The 20646-nt window shown below is 59.0% G+C and carries 6 protein-coding genes; 1 reads left to right on the top strand and 5 read right to left on the bottom strand.

Translation table 11 applies throughout. The features are described 5' to 3' along the window. Positions 1 to 502: 502 nt before the first annotated feature. From pgm to GSQ83_RS00175, 4 genes are all read right to left on the bottom strand, one after another. Positions 503 to 2170 (bottom strand): phosphoglucomutase (alpha-D-glucose-1,6-bisphosphate-dependent), encoded by a 1668-nt coding sequence (pgm, locus tag GSQ83_RS00185; RefSeq protein ID WP_158800691.1) that lies wholly within the window; start codon positions 2168 to 2170, stop codon positions 503 to 505. After that, the gene (locus GSQ83_RS00180) at positions 2154 to 10022 is read right to left on the bottom strand and encodes a GH36-type glycosyl hydrolase domain-containing protein (protein WP_216849841.1); all 7869 of its coding nucleotides are present in this window, start codon (positions 10020 to 10022) and stop codon (positions 2154 to 2156) included. The genes pgm and GSQ83_RS00180 overlap by 17 nt, the downstream gene beginning before the upstream one ends. Beyond that, on the bottom strand, positions 10019 to 10783 hold the full coding sequence (locus tag GSQ83_RS29705; RefSeq protein ID WP_216849840.1) for a hypothetical protein: 765 nt from the start codon (positions 10781 to 10783) through the stop codon (positions 10019 to 10021). Before GSQ83_RS29705 ends, GSQ83_RS00180 begins: the two co-directional genes overlap by 4 nt. Positions 10784 to 11717: 934 nt before the next feature. Next, positions 11718 to 16022, bottom strand: a complete 4305-nt coding sequence (locus GSQ83_RS00175) for a CheR family methyltransferase (protein WP_254065414.1) — start codon at positions 16020 to 16022, stop codon at positions 11718 to 11720. A 386-nt stretch (positions 16023 to 16408) separates the two neighbouring features. Here GSQ83_RS00175 and GSQ83_RS00170 point away from each other — a divergent pair, with 386 nt between their 5' ends. Further along, a complete protein-coding gene (locus tag GSQ83_RS00170; RefSeq protein ID WP_254065413.1) occupies positions 16409 to 16867 on the top strand; it encodes a response regulator in 459 nt (152 codons plus the stop codon). Positions 16868 to 17833: 966 nt separating this feature from the next. Here GSQ83_RS00170 and GSQ83_RS00165 read toward each other — a convergent pair. Next, positions 17834 to 20209 carry a phosphoketolase gene (locus GSQ83_RS00165; protein WP_371417930.1) on the bottom strand — a complete coding sequence of 792 codons (2376 nt, stop codon included), beginning with the start codon at positions 20207 to 20209 and terminating at the stop codon, positions 17834 to 17836. Positions 20210 to 20646: the final 437 nt, after the last annotated feature.

Here is a 20646-nt window from a genome sequence, read left to right as displayed (position 1 = left end):
TGGGCTCATATCCACGTATTCCGCTGTCGCCTCACCAGGAGGGAACAACTCACCCAGCCGCCGTGACCATGAGACCAGATCATGTGCGGACTCCTCCGTAGCTGCGGCGCTCCAGCTTCTACTATACGCTGCGGTGCAAGGAGCCGAGCCACATCAGGTTCGGAATAGGGGCTTGCGTCCCGGCGCCGTAAGCTGGGTTGGCTGGCCTGATTTGAGCGCTTGTGTCTCTTGTGCCGAAACCGCGGACTGATCCTCCGATGACACTTGCATGTCCATTGCGCTTCGGTCTCTTTCTGCCTGCATAGGCTTCGCCGTATTCACGCGCATGATCGGAAGAGTCGCATCATTCGCCATGGTATCTCCTACAGCTCTTGTTGGGGTGATAGGTGAGCGACCTATCGCCTCGAGGAGTTAATGTGGCGCAAGCCGAATAGGTAGACTCGGAAAATACCTAGGAGGACGATATTCATCCTGATCCAAGGGATGGCGACTCGGACATCCCTTACGCCTCGGACAGTCCAGCACCCTTGAATACCTCGTCGAGAGCCTCTTGCGCCTCCCGCTGGATCTGCCGAAGATGCTCTTCGCCCTGGAAGCTTTCGGCATAAATCTTGTAAATATCTTCCGTCCCTGAGGGCCTCGCGGCGAACCATCCATTTTGAGCGACAACCTTAAGGCCTCCGATTGGAGAACCGTTCCCAGGGGCGGTCGTTAGCTTCGCCCGTATCGGCTCGCCGGCGAGCTCTGTCATGCCAAACTCATCCGGCGACATCGCTGCCAGGAGCGCCTTCTGTTCCGAGGTCGCGGGCGCGTCGGTTCTTTCGTAGAAGGACGTCCCCAGCTTTTGGCCAAGCGCCTGGTAGAAAATACCCGGATCATGCTTTGTGCACGCAGTGATTTCCGCAGCAAGTAGGCCGAGGATTAAGCCGTCCTTGTCAGTCGTCCACGCCGTTCCGTCGCAGCGCAGGAACGATGCCCCCGCGCTTTCCTCACCTGCAAAGCCGAGCAGCCCATCGGCTAATCCGCCAACGAACCATTTGAATCCTACCGGGACTTCTACAACGTTCCGGTTCAACATTTTGGCGGCGCGGTCGATGATACTGCTGCTGACAATCGTCTTGCCAATGCAGCAACGCTCACTCCAGCCGGGTCGGTTCGCAAAAAGGTAGGCTATCGCCGTCGCGAGAAACTGGTTCGGCTCCATCAAGCCGCCCGACCGGTTGACGATGCCGTGTCGGTCAGCATCTGTGTCGGTCGCGAAGGCGACATCGAATCTGTCACGCATAGCGATCAGGCCCGTCATGGCGTAGGGGGAAGAGCAATCCATCCGTATCTTTCCATCCCAGTCGACGGGCATGAACCGAAACGTCGGGTCTATCACTTCATTCACGACCGTCGCCGCGATGCCGTATGTCTCGATTATGGGTTGCCAGTAGTGGACGCTGGCGCCTCCTAGTGGATCGATCCCTATTTCTACACCGGAGGCGCGGATCATTTCCATGTCAACGACGTTGGCTAGATCGGCGACATAGGAGCCAACGTAATCGTGCTTGTGGACCCAGGATGATTTGAGAGCACGATCGTACGGAATGCGTTTTACACCCTCGAGCTTGTCCTCCAGGCTCCTGTTCGCGAGCTGCGCGATTTTGCCCGTGTCCTGGGTGTCCGCAGGGCCGCCCGTCGGCGGATTGTACTTAAAGCCTCCGTCCTCTGGCGGATTGTGAGACGGCGTAATCACAATCCCATCGGCCAGACCGCTCTTGCGGTTCCTGTTGTAAGTCAGAATGGCGTGAGAAATGACCGGCGTCGGTGTATAACCGCTGTTCGCGTCGAACATCACATTCACCTCGTTGGCGACAAATACTTCTAGTGCACTTGCCAATGCCGGCTCGGACAGTGCGTGTGTATCAATCCCGATGAACAAGGGGCCGTCGATTCGTTGGGTTACGCGATGATGGCAAATCGCCTGACTGATGGCGAGGATATGAGCTTCGTTGAAGGAGTTCTCGAAGGCGGATCCTCGGTGTCCCGAGGTGCCAAAGGAGACCCGTTGCGAGGGAATGGTCGGGTCCGGTCTACCGGTAAAATACGCAGTTATCAGCCGAGGCACATTGATGAGCCGGGAGGGATCGGCTGTCTTCCCGGCAAAAGGGCTAACCCGCTGGCTCATCTGTCTCTTTTCCTAAAAGGACGTCGCTCGATGCCGGCCGGTCTCGAATCATCGCCCCAAGCCCGACCTGAACCCGATGGATGGCCCCGTCATCCACGAGCTTTAGGCGGAAAGGTCGTTCGAGGATCGCCTTTCCATCGATCGATGCGGATACGATACCTTGCCCGGCCCCGGCAGGATTCTCGACGCGGATCTCGTAACTCGCGGAGCCATGTCGGAGCCGTATCTCGAAGCCTGGCCATGATTTCGGGATGCAAGGTTCGAGATGCAGGATCTCCCCAAGCAGATGCAGGCCGAGAATGCTTTCGGTAGCGGCGCGGTACATCCAGCCGGCGGAGCCCGTGTACCAGGTCCAACCGCCCCGCCCGACATGGGGTGGCATGGCGTAGACATCGGCCGAGACCACGTAGGGTTCGACCTTGTAGCGATAGACGTCAGCGCGTGTATGCGAGTGATTGATCGGGTTCAGAAGTGCAAACAGGCTGGCCGCCTCGTCACCATCGCCTAGGGCCGCAAAGGCCATGACCGACCAGAGAGCGGCGTGAGTATACTGGCCTCCGTTCTCTCGGATACCTGGCGGATAACCTTTGATATAGCCGGGATCGAGCGGCGTCTTGTCGAATGGCGGCGCAAACAGCAGCGCCAGGCCGTCCTGGGGCCGAATCAGGTCCCGCTTGACGAATGCCATTGCGTGGCTCGCTCGGTCGGCCTTTGACGCTCCGGAGAGCACCGCCCAGGACTGCGCTATGGAGTCGATCTGGCATTCTAGGCTCCCGGCCGATCCTAGCGCGGTGCCGTCATCGAAGAAGCCGCGCCGATACCAATCGCCATCCCATGCTTCGCGCTCTAGCGACGCCTGCAGGGCAACAGCATGTGTCTCCCATGCCACAGCCCGCTCCTTCTCCCCCCGGTTGCGCGCAATCGGAATGAACGCCGTCAGCGCGGCGTGGAGAAACCAGCCGAGCCAAACGCTCTGCCCCTTTCCTCCCTCTCCGACGCGGTTCATGCCATCATTCCAATCTCCTGTGCCCATCAGCGGAAGCCCGAGGTCGCCGACCGCGAGGCTGTGATCGAGAGCCAGGGCGCAATGCTCGAACAAGCTGGCTGTCTGATCGGAAGCTGCCGGCAGGAAGAAGGCATCGTGCTCATCCGCCCTCAACGCCTGGCCTTCCAAGAAGGCTACCGGCTCGTCAAGAACCGCGAATTCGGCGGTAACACTGAGGTAGTGGCCGACCGCGTAGGCAAGCCAGGCGCGATCATCCGATATCCGGGTCCGAACACCCTGACCCGAATGCGGTAGCCACCAATGCTGGACGTCGCCCTCGACAAATTGCCGCGCGGCAGCTCGCAACAAGTGCTCACGCGTGAGTGCCGGGCGTGAGACCGCCAGCGCCATACCGTCCTGGAGTTGATCGCGGAAGCCATAGGCACCGCTGGCCTGGTAGAAGGCAGACCGCGCCCAGACGCGACAGGCGAGTGTCTGGTAAAGGAGCCAGCCATTCGTCATGATATCCATCGATCGGTCGGGCGTCTTTATTTCGATCTTGCCCAGGGCGTCGTCCCAGTAACCTATCGCGGCCGCGAGGACTGCACCCAGATCGGCTGTACGATAATGCGTGATCAAGTTCCGCGCCTCATCAACGCTTGCCGCGTCGCCCAGGAAAAAGGCGATCTCGACACTGCCGTTCGCCGGGACCTCGACTTTTCTCCGCAACGCGCCGCATGGATCTAAACCTGCGCCAACAGTTTTGGAAAGCGGCGCCGCGCTGCTGAGCGCGGCAGGATTCGCGAGCGTGCCGTTGCGGCCGATGAACTCACGGCGGTCGCCGGTCCAACTCGTGTGACCTCCGCGCAGATCTGCAAAAGCAACGCGAGACGGAAACGCCATGTTCCAAGGATTTCGAGCAAAAATCGCACCTGTAGAGGGATCGATCTCCGTCGTAACAAACGGCAGCGAAGACGACCGCGACGGGGCGAGAACCCACTCGACATAGGCCGTTACACTAAGGCGCCGAGCCTTCCTCGAACGGTTGTGGAGGATAAGGCGCGAAATCTTAACCGGCGCGTCGATCGGCACATACTGGAGAAGTTCGACATCAACGCCATGCGCTGAATTTTTGAAGCGAGTATAGCCGCGTCCATGATGCGCGATATAGGTTGCGCCTTCGTCGCGCATGGGAAGTGCGGTGGGCGTCCACACATCTCCACTCTCATCATCGCGGAGGTATAAAACCTCTCCCGAAGGATCGGTCACGGGGTCGTTCGACCAAGGTGTCAGCTGGTACTCGCGGCTGTTTGCGGACCAGGTATAGCCGCCGCCGTCCGCCGCGACCTGGAAGCCGAAGGTGGGATTGGCGATGACGTTGATCCAGGGCGCCGGCGTCGACAAGCCGGGGCCGAGGATGGTCACATACTCCTTCCCACCATCCGCGAAACCGCCGAGGCCATTGAAGAACTCGAGCTTTGGCGACACGGGCGCCAAAACCGCTTCTACTCTAGGAGGTGCTATCTGTGTGGGCGCTCTGGCCGCATTGCCCGTTTCGGCAATCCTGTCGAGCTGATCGAAGAGGCTTCCTCGCTGTGCGACGAACACAACGCGCGCCGCGGAACCAAGAAGGGCCTTTGTTTCGGGCGGGATAAGGTCGGCCCGCAGCACAAAGACGCGCCCGGACGGCCCCTTCGCTCCCGTTCGCCACCGGGATTGGCTCGTACGGACCTGCGCGTCGATCGCGACTTGGAGGTCTTGGACATAGGAAGATTGCCGCTCGTTGAGGATTACCAAGTCGACAGCGAGCTGCTTCATCCGCCAATACTCATGCGCCTGCGATAGCTGGCGCGCGATATCGAGGTTCTCGATATCGCTGATCCGTAAGAGCACAATGGGCAAGTCCCCGGAGATCCCCTGTGCCCATAACCCTGATTGTGGGCCGGCGCCTCGAATTAAGGAATCCGACGACGGTCGCAACGTTCGCGTCGCATAGATGACATAGCCAGCGAGACGCTGAAAAAGGCCGGCCTCAGCAGCGGTGATACCGAAATGATTTAGCTGGACCTGCGCCTGTGTCCAAGCAAGCGTTCCCGCCCGCGCGAAGGCTGCCGTGTCTCTATGCTTGTCGACATCATCCAGTAGAGCTTTCCTGGTTGAAGCAACGATTGTCCAGAAAGCGACCGTCGCGGTCGATCCCGCGGCGACCCGAACCTTTCGGCGCAACGCGAACACCGGATCGAGCACCGTGCCGATGGTGTTTGAAAGAGGCCGGGCATCTGTCATCGCGATTGGCGTTCTCGGGTCGCGCCCACGGCCGAGAAACCGCGCCCGGTCGGTCTCAATCTCGATGCCCCCTACGGCTTCACCATCAACGACGGCCAAATGAGCCGCCCAAATCTCGGGCTCCTCCGGCGTCCGTCTTCGGCGCGTGGCTAGAATGGCGCCAACTTCGGGGAGGAATTCTGTCTGGACGAAAAGCTTCGAGAAGGCCGGATGGGAAACATCGGCGGCCTGAGGGGCGAGCACGAGCTCGGCATAGGATGTCACCTCGACTTCGCGTGGGCGATTGCCAGTGTTGGTGATGGTGACGCGCCTCACTTCGGCGTCATCCTCGACCGAAACGAGCGCATCCATAATCGTTGTCAATGTTCCATCGCGACGGGTGAACTCGGCTCGATCCTCGTTGAAGACAACATGGTATTCCTGCGGCTCAATGGCCGTCGGCTGAAACGTTGCCGACCACACCTGCCCGCTCCTGACATCCCTGAGATATACATAGGAGCCGCGGTCGTCGCAGGTGGCGTCTTCCCGCCAGCGAGTCACGGCAAGATCTCCCCAGCGGCTGTAGCCCGAGCCTGCCGCCGTGAGCATAAGGGCATAGCGCCCGTTTGAGAGAAGATGGGTGGCGGGCGTCACTTGATGAGCTGACGCAAACCGACGTCCTCCAGGTGCCTCCATATCGTGGGATCTGGATGATGTTGCGTCCGCCGCCCAAGGACGCGCGACGGCAATCTCGCGAGGCGGACGCTCCTGTAACAGCAGCTCCGTTGCCTGAATGATCGGCTCGGCATGGAACCGCGACCGCATTACGCCGTCCAAGAGAGCATCTGCGATGGCGGCGATGGTCATCCCTTGATGGTGAGCCATGAAGGCCTGCACGATAGCGACCCGTTCGCCGACCGGCACGCGAGCAGGCGTGTAGTCCAGCGCCTCGTAGAAACCGTAGCGTCCAAGGCCGCCGATCGCGGCAAGCCGGGTAAGATTCCTGGACGCGGCATGCAGATCGACCATTGTCGCGAGGGCGGTGGCATAGGGCGCTATCACCCGATTTTCGCCGAGGCCTCGCTTCAGGCCGAGGCCAGGGACGCCAAAGTTCGAATACTGATAGGTAAACTCCAGATCGCGGACGTTATAGGCAGACTCCGAAATGCCCCATGGCAAGTCCAGGCCCGAAGCGTAATCGATCTGCCGACGCACAATGAGGCGGCTCGTCTGCTCGAAAAGGCTTCCCCCGGGCGCGCGCATGATCAGCGATGGCATCAGATACTCGAACATTGAGCCTGACCAGGAGATGAGTGCCGCGCCACGCGCGACGGGAGTGACCGAGCGGCCCAAACGGAACCAGTGGCGCGCGGGAACATCGCCCTTCGCAATTGCAAAGAAACTCGCGAGCCGCGCCTCGGACGCCAGGAGGTCGTAGCAGTTCGAATCCAAAGTGTTATCGGATAGGAGGTAGCCAATTGACAAAAGCCTACGCTTTTCGTCGAAAAGGAAGCCGAAATCCATCCCGAGGGCCAACGAACGGGCGACACTCTCGATCGCAGAGAGGCGCACCTTAATCGCGTCGTCTGCCGCGGCCGTCAGCCCAAGATCGCGGCAGTGCGTCGCTATCGTGTTTAGGCTCGCCTCGGCCCAAAACACCATATCTTTGCCCACATCGGGACCGCGTTCTTCGGCAAACGCCCGCGCCATATCCGCTATCGTCTCAGCTTGACCCGCGAGGCCAGCCAAACGTTGTGAAAGCTCGTCTGGGGTGCTCAATGGTCGCTCAGACATGATTGCAAGGTTGGCGAGTGCCCCATCAAGCTCGCGCCACGTCACCGTCTGCGTTCGGGGTAGGTCACGGAAGCGTCGCGCCTCCTCATGAGTGAGGGCGATGGCGTCGGCGATGCCGCCAAGGCGGCCGGCAGCATCAAAAGAATTCGTCTTCCAGTCTCTACAAACGTTGGCGAGAGCGATGAGATGTCCCGCCAAGTTCCCGCTATCGACGGACGAGATGTAGACCGGGTCGAGCGGTCGTAGATCAAGCGTGCCATACCAGTTGTAGAAATGACCCCTGAAGCGTGGCAAGCCGTGCAAGGTGGCAAGCGTTGCCTCAAGCCGCTCGGTCGCCTCGACGAGTCCGATCCAGCCAAGATCCCGTGCGCTGGCCACCGAGAGGAGATAGAGTCCGATATTCGTCGGTGACGTTCTATGCGCCACGGTCGGCGTTGGCGTCTCCTGGAAATTGTCGGGCGGCAACATGTGGTCGGCCGACGTTACGAAGGTCTCAAAAAACCGCCAGGTGCGGCGCGCGGTCAACCTCAACACGCTCGTGCGGGGATCCGATCTCGAGGGCCGAATGGCAACTCGCGGCGAGCGGCTCACCCAGCGCGCGCCAGCCGGAGAGAATGCCCAGAGCACGGCAAATGGGGCGACCAGCGGCCAAGTTCCGCGCCCGAAGATTACAGATAGTAGTATAGCAGCGCCGCCAATCAACGGCGCGGCAACCATTTTACGGTAGGAGCCGAAGACATCGAGACGGGGACAGAGGTTCGCTTGAGCGGCGGGAACCCATTCCAGCAGATGACGGCGAACGACGAAGAGGCGCCACAACGTGCGCGCGATCGCGTCACCCATCAACCAAGCTTGATGGGCCAAAAACATGATGGTGAACGCAAAGAGCGTGCTTGCTAGACGGGAATCCCGACCGAGAGCACGAAGATGGCTCCCGACAGTGATCCCCGGGCCGCGCGGACGGATTGAGACGATAACCGGTATAGCTGCCGGCACGATGATCGTTGCAAGGATAAAGACCGTCCACGTTACAGCTTGGTTCAGGGTCAGGGTCCAACCGGCGAGTAAGGCAACCATAGCCACAGGGGCCGAAAGGGTGCGGCGCAGATTATCCAGCATCTTGCAGCGACCGATGGGCGGCATGGCGCCGAACATCCGAGCTGCGCGAACGGCCATTGGCCCACGTCCCAAGATCCAGGGCAGGAGCTGCCAGTCGCCGCGCGCCCAACGATGATGGCGAAGAGCGCTTATGTCATAGCGCGAAGGAAATTCCTCAATGACCTCAATATCAGAGGCGAGGCCCGCGCGCGCGAAGACACCTTCGAACAAGTCATGGCTGAGGAGGGACGATTCGGGTACCCGACCGGCCAAAGACGCCTCAAAGGCGTCGATGTCGTAGATCCCCTTGCCGGCGTAGGATCCCTCGCCAAACAAATCCTGATAGACGTCGGAAACCGCCGCGGAATATGAATCGATCCCACTCGAACTGGAGAAAATGCGCTGAAATAATGACCCCTCGCGTCCAACCGGCAGAGACGGCGTAACGCGCGGCTGCAGGACCCCATAGCCTTCAATCACACGACTTTTCGCCGCATCGACGCGAGGACGGTTGAGCGGATGGGCCATCTTCCCGATCAACCTGCGAACGGTGTCGCGCGGCAATCGCGTGTCCGCGTCCAGTGTTACGACGTAGCGAACATCCCGCGGTGCGAGCAATGGTCGTCCATCTATCTCCAGGAAATTGGTATCAGTTGCAGCACGGAGAAGACGGTTCAACTCGTGAAGTTTGCCGCGCTTTCGCTCCCAACCAATCCAGCGAGCTTCTCCTCCGTTCCAGACCCGCCGACGGTGGAACAATAGGAAGCGGGTGCCCCCTGGCGCCGGTCCATACTGCCGATTGAGACGGGCGATGCCATCCGCGGCCGCTGCCAGGAGCGCCCCGTCTGCTTCCGCATGCTCGGTGAGCGCGTCAACCCAATCGGAAACAAGCGCGAAATGCAGATCGCCGCCGAGACTTGCAAGATGGTGGATTTCTAGCCGGTTGATCTGCTCCTCGACCGCCTTCAGCGTGGTGAGAAGCGTCGGGATTGCAACAAGGGTGCGTAGGTCCGACGGAACGCCATCACGGAGTTCGAGGCCGGGTAGGAGCGTTGCACTGACACCAAAGCTGACGGCACGATTGACCAGTGAAACCGCCGCATCCACGGCCGGGATCAAGCCGAGGAAACCAAACAAGCTCAGCCCCGCTCCACTGACGCCGGCCCTCGAGAGAGCCAAAAGCGGCATCGCGAGGAGAACGACGGTAAATGCTGCGACGGCAGTGCCGTAACCGGCAATCCCAACACTACGATTGAGACGAGCCGCCCATTTATGCAACGGCCGATGAAAGCCGATCTCCGTCTCGAACGCGCGACGACCCCCCGCAAAGAGATAATATCCCGGATCCGCTAAGCGAGCGTTCGCTCCGGCAGAGCATGGCCGATTTGCCGCCCGGGCCTTAAGAACGGCTATGCGCGCAATATCGGTCTCCGTGTGATCCGCACCGCGGGCCAACTCCTCGACGGCCGTGCGATAGAGATTCCGGGTCGGAAAGTCCATCTCTCTGAAGGCACTCTCTTCAGCCAATACATCATCGACGAGACTGACCTGCTCGATCGCATCGTTCCAATCAACATCAGAAACAAGACGAAGACTGGTGATGATGTTACGGACGGTGACGTTGGTTGCGCTCTGAACCCTGTGAACGTCTCTCACCACAAGATCGGCCGTCACTCCCTGCGCGGACAGGCGGGCGTCTAGCCAAGTCAAGGCCGGGCTAACCTTAGGGTCCTGGTCGCGCAGCCTATGCACGAACTGAACGGCGAAGGCCTCGGCGAGCGCTCCTTGCCTCTGGCTCCCAGAATCTCCGATACAGGTTCCATGGCGCGACGACCTATTCCGAGCAGACGATCTGCGAGACTATCCGCCTCTTGCCGCGACGCACGGTTATCCACGATCTGACGTGCCAGACGCCCCAAGTTCTCAATCAAGATGATCCGGAGCGTGACAGACACTGCCCAGAGTTCGCCAATTGTGAGCGGCTGAACCTGCTGGTACGCCCGCAGGTAATGGCGCAAAATTTCAAGGTCAAAGGCGCTGTCCGTGTGAGCGACAAATGCCCAGGCAATGCCGAATATGCGCGGATAGCCGGCGAAGGGGCCGGCCGCTAATTTGGGTAGCTGACGATAATAGCCGGAGGGCAAGTCCGAGCGAATGTCCCGGATTTGCCTTTCAACAAGATAATAGTTGTCGATCAACCACTCCGCCGCGGGCGTGATGGCACGCCCGTCATCAATACTTGCTAACATGCTGCGATAGGCGCCGAGGAGCGTCGCCCCATTATCGGCAAGTCTCCGCTGGAGCGGAAAACCTCTGGTGTGGTTCGGAGTAATCGATTGAGTTGCGGCTAGGCTCCGCCCGTGGTCCTCCAGACGCTCGACGCTGAAAAGCTCTTCGCGGATCGTAGCCTGGCTGTCCCATAATGACGCAGCGCGCGCCCGTCCAAAGGCGCGGAGAAAGAAACTTGTCAATTGTACCTCAAGATATGAATCCAGTTCTCACGATCAAAGCTAAGCCATGGTTTCGGCGGCCAAACAACGCCAAGAAGAAAACTCAAATCATCTCGCCTTCGGTCGTTCTTTCACTCAACGTAGTCGAATGCGGGGCATTGGAGGAGGCTCGGAAAATACCTAGACCAAATGTTCGCCTGAGGAGGGGTGACCCATCTCGCAGTATGCAGGCTTTTCGAGGGTTGTGCACTGGGGGCTACAGGCCCCGAAAGATGGGTCAGCGCAGCAGGCGCCCGCACTGCAACCTCTGCTACGGCTACCTGCCGTCGGGCAGAGCCATGTCAAACCCTGTCTCTTCTCTGCTCAAAAGACTTAGATTCCATTCCGAGACTGATCAACAACGGCACAGCCCGCTCAGCAGTAGCGCAGAGAAAGCGGCGTAGAGGAAGGCTTCGGCTGAAGCGACACTCGAGTGTGAAAACAACGGAAGCGGGCGGCCCGCGCGGCGCATCGCCTATGGGCAAAAGATTTCGAGGCAATGCCCGACAGCTTCCTGCCGCCGATTCCGCAATAACTAGGATACGGTCATCACCGCCTACTCAAGCGGGACCGCGATTGCGTTGGCCGCGAGGCCAGCCCGGCCGCTGCAATCCACTCAGGCACGGCCGGAGCATGTGGAGGATCGCGTTCACGATCTGCCGCATCGACCACTTCCGCTTCCGGCCGCGAGGGCGCGGCGGCGGCAGGAATGGTTCCAGGATCGTCCTTTCGCCATTGGTCAGGTCACTTCCCGAGTGCAGCCCTGCGCGGCTATGCTGCACTCCGGGTGGCCGGATCCACATGAGGTTTTTGACAGGGGCTTCGAACCCTCGTCTAGGATCACATCTGGCCCGACCATCAACCCACTTCAATCGTTGCATGTTGATCAAGAAAATGGCCCTCACCGCCATCGACACTACTTAGCGATTGGCAGACAAGTTATCGTTGCTTCTTGTTCGCTTCCGTCTCCAAACCCCGGCTGTTTGGTTCGCGCTGCGGCAAGGGCCAGCCGTGCCAGTGCGGGCAGCGACGTCGCACCAGTCTTCTCCATTATCGAGGCGCGATGGTTCTCGACAGTGCGCTGGCTGATGCCGAGGTCGCTTGCGATATTCTTGCTGGGATGACCGGCCAAGACGAGCGCCATGATCTGGCGCTGCCGCGGAGTGAGGCCTGCGACTTGCGACGCCGCGGCCGCGCGCGAGGCGATTAGTTTATGGGAATCCCCGGCCTCCTCAAGCGCGCGCGCAACGCTGGCCAAAAGCTCCTTGGGACCGATCGGCTTCTCTATGAAGTCCGATGCCCCCGCTTTCATCGCTTCGACGGCCATCGGCACGTCGCCGTTGCCAGTAATCATTATCGCCGGCATCTCGTCGCCTCCGCGGCGCAAGTGGCGCAACAACTCAAGACCGCTCATCTCTGGAAGGGAAGCGTCAACGAGGAGACAGGCTTCCCGTCCGGGCCGGTAGGTTGCGAGGAACTCCTCGCCGCTCGCGAAAGCTTCGGCGATCCGGCCGTCCTCCTCCAACACTTCACGTATCGCATCACGCACATGACTATCGTCGTCAACGACAAAAACGATTGGGGAGACGCGCTGAGCGAGCTTGCCGGCGGCCCGCATGAGCGGCGCGGCTGGGGATATCGGGGACGCTCTGAGAAGGTGTTGTATGACCTTCGTCAGCTCATCCGTCCTTACCGGCTTATTCAGCTGAACGCTACGCTGGCTGGCCACGCTGTTCGAGGTCTCGCTCGAAGTGTCCCCGGTCAAGACAATCGCCGGTATCTCACGACCGATCACATCCCGAAGGCGTCTGATGACCTCGAGTCCATTCATGCCGCCGGGAAGGTTGTAGTCGCTGATCAGCAGATCCGGTTTAGACAACTGCCTCGTCACCAGATCAAGTGCGAAAACCCCGTCGGACGCTGTTGTGGGATGATGTCCCTGTTCGCGCAATACAAGCGCGAGGAGTTCCCTCACCTCTGTGTCGTCTTCCACGACCAGAACTGAACCGCTGAGTTGGCGAACAGCCGCCCGCTCCTTTGCTCCGATCTCGCCATGGCGGACGGGAGTAGCGGCAAGTTCACGTGCGGGAAATGCTACATCCAGCTTAAAAACTGACCCTCTCCCGGGTGAAGAATGGACGCGGATGGGGCCACCGAGTAGGTCAGCCAGGCGCTTGACAATGGAGAGGCCGAGACCAAGCCCCCGGCTTCTCTCTCGCGCTGCATTGTCAACCTGATAATATTCCTGAAAAATCGACTGAAGCTCGCCTGGGGACACTCCGATCCCAGTGTCCCAAACTTCAACGGTCAGGCCGGTGGCGTGCCGTCTGCAGCCGAGCAACACCTTGCCGTGCTTAGTGTATTTGATTGCGTTCGATAGCAAGTTCCGGATTATCTGCTCGAGCAAATGGGGGTCGCTTTCAACGGCCAACCCACAAGAGACGACGCTTAGAGAAAGGCCTCGGGCTTGGGCGTGATAGGAAAATTCGTCTCTTAGCCGCGTGAGCAAATCGTTGATTGGAAATGTCACGATTTCCGGGCAAACCGTCCCAGCGTCGATCTGGTTGATGTCGAGCAAGGTGTTCAACATGCCAGACATGGCTGCAAGGGTTTCGTCTAAACGGGCGACAAGCGTCTGAGCTTTCTCCCCCTCTATACTCTGCGCCAAAAGACCCTGAAGCAGGGTGAGCGTTTGAAGCGGCTGCCGAAGGTCGTGGCTTGCGGCGGCGAGGAAGCGCGACTTCGTGACGTTAGCCAATTCGGCTTGTTGTTTGGCTGCCTCAAGTTCCCTTCCGGCATAAATACGCTTCGTTATATCGGTGAAGGTGATGACGACGCCTTCCACTTTAGCGTCATGCGCTCTATAAGGCGATATCCGGCGCCGATACCACGTGCCTCCCTCCCCTTCGATCTCCCTCTCCACAAGCGTCTCGCTAGTCAAGACCGTTTGGGCATCGATCGTGATGGAAGCCTCGGGAGCAAGCGATGCGAGGTCCGCCAAGGGTCGTCCGATATCGCTGGGGATAACGCTAAACAATGCTCGCGTCGCTGGCGTGAAGAATCGGATTTTAAGATTGGCGTCGAGAAATATGGTTGCGACGTCAGTACTATAAAGAACGTTTTGAAGGTCGTCCGATGTTACGCGCTGTCGGCTCAGTGCTTCTTGCAATTGATGATTTAAGGCCGTCAGCTCCTCGTTGAGTGATTGTAGTTCCTCCTTTGACGCTAGTAACTCTTCGTTCGTCGACTGATACTCCTCGTTAGCGGACAATGCCTCCTCATTAATGGCCTTATGCTCTTCAACCATGATCTCTAGGTCACGCAACGCGGTCTGCAGTTCAGCCTTCGTGCTCTCCAGTTCCTGCTGGTCGTCTACCGTTGACGCACTCATGTGCGGCGACGGAACGCCGCGACGGCTTTCCTCTGGCGACGGACCACTGACGAATGAAACGAGTAGAAATTCCTCGCCCGCGTTCGTCACGGGTTGCACGTCGATGTTGAAGGAAGTCGAACCGTCGTTGCCTTTCCCTCGTCCGCCCGCCTCGATCACGCGGGTTTTCTCTCGGATGGCTCGATCAACCGCCGACTTGAGCTTGGAGCGTATTTCCGGCCGCGCCATCGCGAAAAGATCTTGCGTTGGTTCCTCGGGAGTTGCGCGTAGATAGCGATCGGTGGGCCCTACGGAAAATAGACAATCGTGCTTGTAGTTGATCAAGATCGATGCCGGAGCGTATTTCTCTAGGACGAGCCGCCGTCCGAAGTCAGCGAGTGAGACTTGACGAGCAAGCTTCGGTCCCGGGCCTGGCCTTGGATGAAACCTGCCGGCTTCACTGACTGATGAGGCATACGCGGCATCCATCGGAAAATCGCGACCCACACGTCTATAGAGCCGCTCGGGCTTCGAAATCACAGAAAAGCGATTATCGGCCTCTTCGATCGTTTCAGAGGTGCCAAGGAGAAGTACGCCATTTTCGCGGAGTGCGAATTGAACGACGGATATGACCTTCGCTTGGGCCTCTGGGCTTAGATAGATGAGAAGATTCCGACAGGATATCAAATCGAGACGCGAGAATGGCGGATCAGCCAGTACATTTTGGACCGTGAAGACCACCATGCCGCGTAGTTCAGCCGAAACCCTGTAACCGTGATCTTCCTTCGAAAAGAACCGCACCAAACGCGCCGGAGAGACTTCGGCCTCGATAGCGGCCGGATAGAGCCCTTCCCGAGCGGTCGCTATGGCCTCCGGATCGACATCAGACGCAAAGAATTGCAGCCTCATATCCAACTTTGCCGCTGCCACCTGTTCGTGGAACAGCATGGCTAAGGAATAGGTCTCTTGCCCCGTGCTGCATCCAACGATCCAGATGCGGATCGGCTGATTGTCGGCATGGGCACGCACCAATTCCGGTACGATCCTTTCCGACAGAACCTCGAACACCTTGCGATCTCGAAAGAAACTTGTCACGTTGATCAGTAGGTCCATCGCAAGGAGATCGACCTCCGCCGTGTCATTGCCAAGGGTCGCGAGATACCGTCCCATGTCCGCGGCTGGGATAGACGCCATCGCCATGCGTCGCTCGATGCGACGCTTCAAGGTTCCCGGCTTGTAAAGCGTGAAATCATAAACAGTCCTAGCGCGTATAAGTTCGATGATTTCATTCACGCAGTCGCGCGGCAAACGGACTGGGGTAACCCCCTCGGCAATGATTCGGAGTGATCTCTGTCCGGCATATTGGATCAAGGCGGCCGGAATATCAATAATCGGAAGCACGACGTCGACAACGCCGGCGGCGATCGCGCTCCGCGGCATACCGTCATAAGCGGCCTCGTCAGGCTGCTGAGCGATGGTATGACCGCCTCTAAGCCGGATCGTCTGCGACCCAAGACTTCCGTCGGCACCGGTTCCCGAAAGGATCACGCTGATGGCGCGACTGCCAAATTCCTCGGCTAGCGAACGCAGGAGGAAGTCAAAAGGCAACCGCGCGCCTCGAGGCGCCACAGGTCGCGAAAGCTGTAACACGCCTTGGGCGACGGAAAGGTAGCGACCTGGCGGGATGACATAGACGTGGTCACGCTCGATGATCATCCCACTGGTCGCTTGCAGAACCGGCATCGGGGTATGGGCTGAAAGTAGCTCTACCATCAGGCTCTCATGGGTGGGATCGAGATGCTGAATGACGATGAACCCCATGCCGCTCTGGCCGGGGAGAGCATCCAGCAACTTTGTGAAGGCCTCAAGACCTCCCGCCGAAGCTCCAACTCCGACCACGAGACCGACCGGGCTGCCGTCGGTCTCAGCGACCGGCGAGGCACCGTGATTTGATTGCCGGTGATCCTCGTCTGGGACGCGCTTCCCCGAGAGTGTACCGGGGACTGCAGCTGGCGGAATGAGGATCATACCGGCTCTCTATCACGGCTCTGTGGGTGGGCGGCGCTCTTCTTCTCAAATTCTTATAAGGCGTGACGGCGACGGAAACCGAGGCCTCGGTTTAGCGAGCCAGACCGTCGCCTAGGTAATTTCCGAACCTACCCTCTTTTTGTTTTCGTGGGGACAAGGATGTAAGGCTGGCTGAGCTGGCCGACAGATGTTTGGCGTGAGCACCGTATGTGGAGATCGGCGCCGATGGCGACCCAGATTGGAGAACTGACCATGCCGGCCACGCGTGGCATCTTAGCCTGCCAGCCAAGGCGCACGATTATTGGGACTATAGTCTCGTGAAGGGCCTCCGCATTCTAGTCGTCGAGGACGACGCCATTGTCGGAATACTGATCGCCGAGATGCTTGTGGCCATGGGCCATGAGGTTTGCGCGCTCGAAACGAATGAGGCAGATGCGGTCGCGGCCGCGGCGCGGCACCGTCCTGGGCTGATGATTGTTGACCGACAGCTACGCGAAGGCAATGGAGGCTCTGCCGTTCAGACTATCTTGAAGTCAGAACGAATTCCCCACCTCTTCATCACGGGCAGCAGCCGCCGCGATCCAAGTTTTCCAACCTCCGTTGTGCTTCGAAAGCCGTTTCGCGAGCCCGATCTCGTCGAGGCGATCGGCCGCGCGCTCGCTATGTAGCGAGATCATACTACGCACCGACTCTAGGTAGCGCCCGAGCATAGCAGCCGCATGCAGGAGCCGCCCTATGACTATCGAAGAAATCAGCTAAGATGATGATGGCGAAGGTGAGCGGGCCCGCCGCCGCCTAGGCGACCGAGAACATCCGTATCCAGAATGAAGGGAGTCGAGACCAACAATTGTCGCCAACTTAGTCCAAGGCGCTATTTTCGGGTCCTTCATTCCAGGGTTTCAGACGGACGGCTACGTCTTCACGGGCGGTTCCTTCGATTGCTCACGCCCTTCAGCGTATCAACCGGCGTCGCGCTGCTCTTCGGATACGGCCCGCTAGGCGCCGGCCGGTTGATACTCTGGACGGACCGTTCTTCACAGGCTGACAAAGAGGCGGTCGCCTCTGCCTCATCGGTGTAGCGACACCTGCCCTCATGGTGAGTGTGTGGACACCCTAAGCCCACGCAGATACCGCCGCGCGTTGTTTCGGTTGGCCGAACATCGCCCTTGTTGCTCCGGTCCCAATCGTCTCAGTTCTCGCCTTGCCAGGTGTGGCAAGCGCTCGGATCCACGCAGCCGGAGACAAAGCCCTACTCGCAGCGCAAATTGCTGTTCGTAATCTGCTATCTTCGGATTGCCATCTGCCTGTTTCCGCTGATCTTGCCGCACTGTCTAACCTTGTGCCAGGCCCATCATCTCGCGACACAGAGCTTCCTGCTGATCGGGATTTTTGTCCAGCCGCCTATCATCCTGCTCTACTCAGCTTGCTCCTATTGGAATTTTTTCGGGGCATGGAACGCGGTGATTTGGGGATATTACTAAGCTATGGCTACGGGCCGTTGGTTCCTGCTGGCGGCAACAGCGAGCGCGGTCCACTTCTCGAACCGCGCATAGCCGGCTAACCGCTTTCGTTCCTCTTCAGCAAGCTTCGCGTAGACGACTAACAAATGCCCAGGCGCCAAAGCCCTTTTGCATTCATGGTGAGTCGCCCCACTTCCAGTTCCGGATCTCTGGCAAATCCTGTCCGTGCTTATCGATGTAATGCTTGTGCTCGATCAGCTTGTCCTTGACCATCTGTTTCAAATAGGACCCCTTGCTCCCGAGCCCGGGCAAGCGATCCACAACGTCTTGGACCAAATGAAAGCGATCAAGATCGTTTTGCACTCGCATATCAAATGCCGTTGTGATGGTCCCCTCCTCCTTGTACCCGCGCACGTGAAGGTTGCGGTTCGTCCGACGGTAGGTCAGCCGATGCACCAGCGACGGATAACCGTGAAAGCCAAATATGATGTGCTTGTCCGTCGTGAAAAGCGCGTCATAGTCGAGCTCGCTTAGGCCGTGCGGGTGCTCGCTCTCAGATTGCAGTTTCATGAGATCAACGACGTTGATGACGCGGATTTTCAGGTTGGGTAAGTGCTTGCGAAGGATCGACACAGCCGCGAGAACCTCTAGCGTCGGGGTGTCCCCACAGCAGGCCATAATCACGTCGGGCTCGGCATCTTGATCGTTGCTCGCCCACTGCCAGATGCCAAGGCCCTCCGTGCAGTGGACGACCGCAGCTTCCATGCTTAGCCATTGAGGTAGAGCGTGTTTGCCGGCGACAACCACGTTGACGTAATGGCGGCTGCGGAGGCAGTGATCAAAGGTGGATAGCAGGCAATTCGCATCAGGCGGCAGATAGACCCTTACGATATCCGCCTTCTTATTGATCACATGGTCTAGGAATCCCGGATCCTGATGTGTGAACCCGTTGTGATCCTGCTGCCAGACGTGTGACGCAAGAAGATAGTTCAAAGAGGCTATCTTCCGTCGCCAGGGCAGCTCCGACGTGACTTTCAGCCACTTGGCGTGCTGGCTGAACATCGAGTCGACGATGCGGATAAAGGCTTCGTAGCTATTGAATAACCCATGACGACCGGTCAGCAGGTATCCTTCTAACCATCCCTCGCACTGGTGCTCGCTCAGCATAGCGTCGAGCACGCGACCCGTGGGCGCCAAGAACTCGTCGTCGTCGACCTCCCTAGCTTCCCACTGGCGGCTAGTGCCTTCGAAAACGGCGCCGAGGAGGTTCGAAAGCGTCTCATCGGGACCAAAAATTCGGAAATTCCGCTCCACTTCGTTCAATTTAATCACATCGCGCAGGAATGTGCCCAGTACAAGGGTATCCTGGGCTTCGACAGCCCCCGGCGAAGGCACGTTGACCGCGTGATCTCTAAAGTCCGGCATTTGCAGATCGCGCAGCAGGAGCCCACCGTTAGCGTGCGGATTGGAACCCATCCTACGGTCACCCTTCGGCGCAAGATCGGCTAATTCCTCTCTTAGCCGGCCGTTCGGACCGAACAATTCCTCGGCTCGATAACTCCTCATCCAGGCTTCGAGCTGTGCGACATGCTCCGGGTGTTCAGGATCCACAACCAACGGGACCTGATGTGCACGAAAAGTGCCCTCGATTTTCAGTCCATCCACCGTCTTCGGGCCGGTCCAGCCTTTGGGCGACCGAAGAACAATCATGGGCCAGCGCGGCCGCGTCGCACCACGGGTGGTTCTCGCCGTGTCTTGAAAGCGCCGAATATCTTCAACCGCCTTTTGCAGGACGGAGGCCATGAGCTCGTGCATGGCCTCTGGCTCATCACCTTCGACATAATAGGGGGTCCAGCCGCAGCCCCGGAAGAATTGGTCCAGCTCCTCACGCTCTACGCGGGCGAGGATTGTCGGGTTGCTGATTTTGAATCCATTCAGATGCAGGATGGGCAACACGGCGCCGTCTGTCTTAGGATCGAGAAACTTGTTGGAGTGCCAAGCCGTTGCCAGGGGACCCGTTTCAGCTTCGCCATCGCCGACGACACAGGCGACAATCAGGTCGGGATTGTCAAACGCCGCGCCGAAGGCGTGGCTGAGAGAATAGCCGAGTTCGCCACCCTCATGAATGGAGCCGGGGGTTGTTGGGGCGACATGACTAGAAATGCCTCCAGGAAATGAGAACTGCGTGAAGAGCTTCTTTAGCCCGCTCTCGTCCTGAGTGACGTTCGGATAAACCTCGCTATAGCTGCCTTCAAGATACGTATTGCCGACCAGTGCCGGACCGCCATGGCCGGGGCCGGCGACATATATCATATCCAGATCATATCTCTTAATGACCCGGTTCAAATGAACATAAATAAAATTCTGGCCGGGAGTGGTGCCCCAGTGGCCGACCACCAGCGGCTTCACATGGGCAAGTTTAAGCGGTTCTCGAAGAAGCGGATTATCATACAAATAGATCTGCCCGACCGACAGATAGTTGGCAGCCCGCCAGTAGGCGTCCATTAGGAGAAGCTCGTCAGTCGCGAGCGTCGCCTCCCGAGGGGCCAACGCCTCATCTGGGTGTACTGTCGATTCATCGAACTTTGAAGTTATCAAGTCCATTGGTTACGACTCCTCGTATGTGTCTCATTGGGCCGTTGGCTCGTCCGCGGCGTGCTATGATTGGCTGTTGCGCCGCCTGGCTGCGGCAGTGACCGGGCTCCGCCGCCTGAGACAGCAGGACCTGTGGCGGAATGGAACACGGGCATCGATCAAGGTGCCCTACCAGCACCGCCTGGTCCGACCATAGGACCGCAAAGCGCTACGGGAGCAGCCTCGGAAACTACTCATACCGGCGCCCGCCACCGAAACAGGCAGGGCGGACGTTGAAACAGGCAGCTATTCGATTGATTACGGCCCGCTAGGCCCGACGCCCGCACTCTTTGACGCCGGCAAGTCGGCCTCTGCCGCAATTTCAGGCTGACCGGTGCCAAGGGTCTCTGAGT

Source organism: Acidisoma sp. L85 (assembly GCF_009765865.1).
Classification (GTDB): domain Bacteria; phylum Pseudomonadota; class Alphaproteobacteria; order Acetobacterales; family Acetobacteraceae; genus Acidisoma.
Note: the sequence above shows the minus strand (reverse complement) of the source record. Positions and strands in the feature narration are given on the sequence as shown.

What these genes read in the sequence shown, in the direction of transcription:
- pgm (WP_158800691.1), bottom strand. Translation starts at nt 2,170, where the DNA reads ATGAGCCAGCGGGTTAGCCCTTTTGCCGGGAAGACAGCCGATCCCTCC.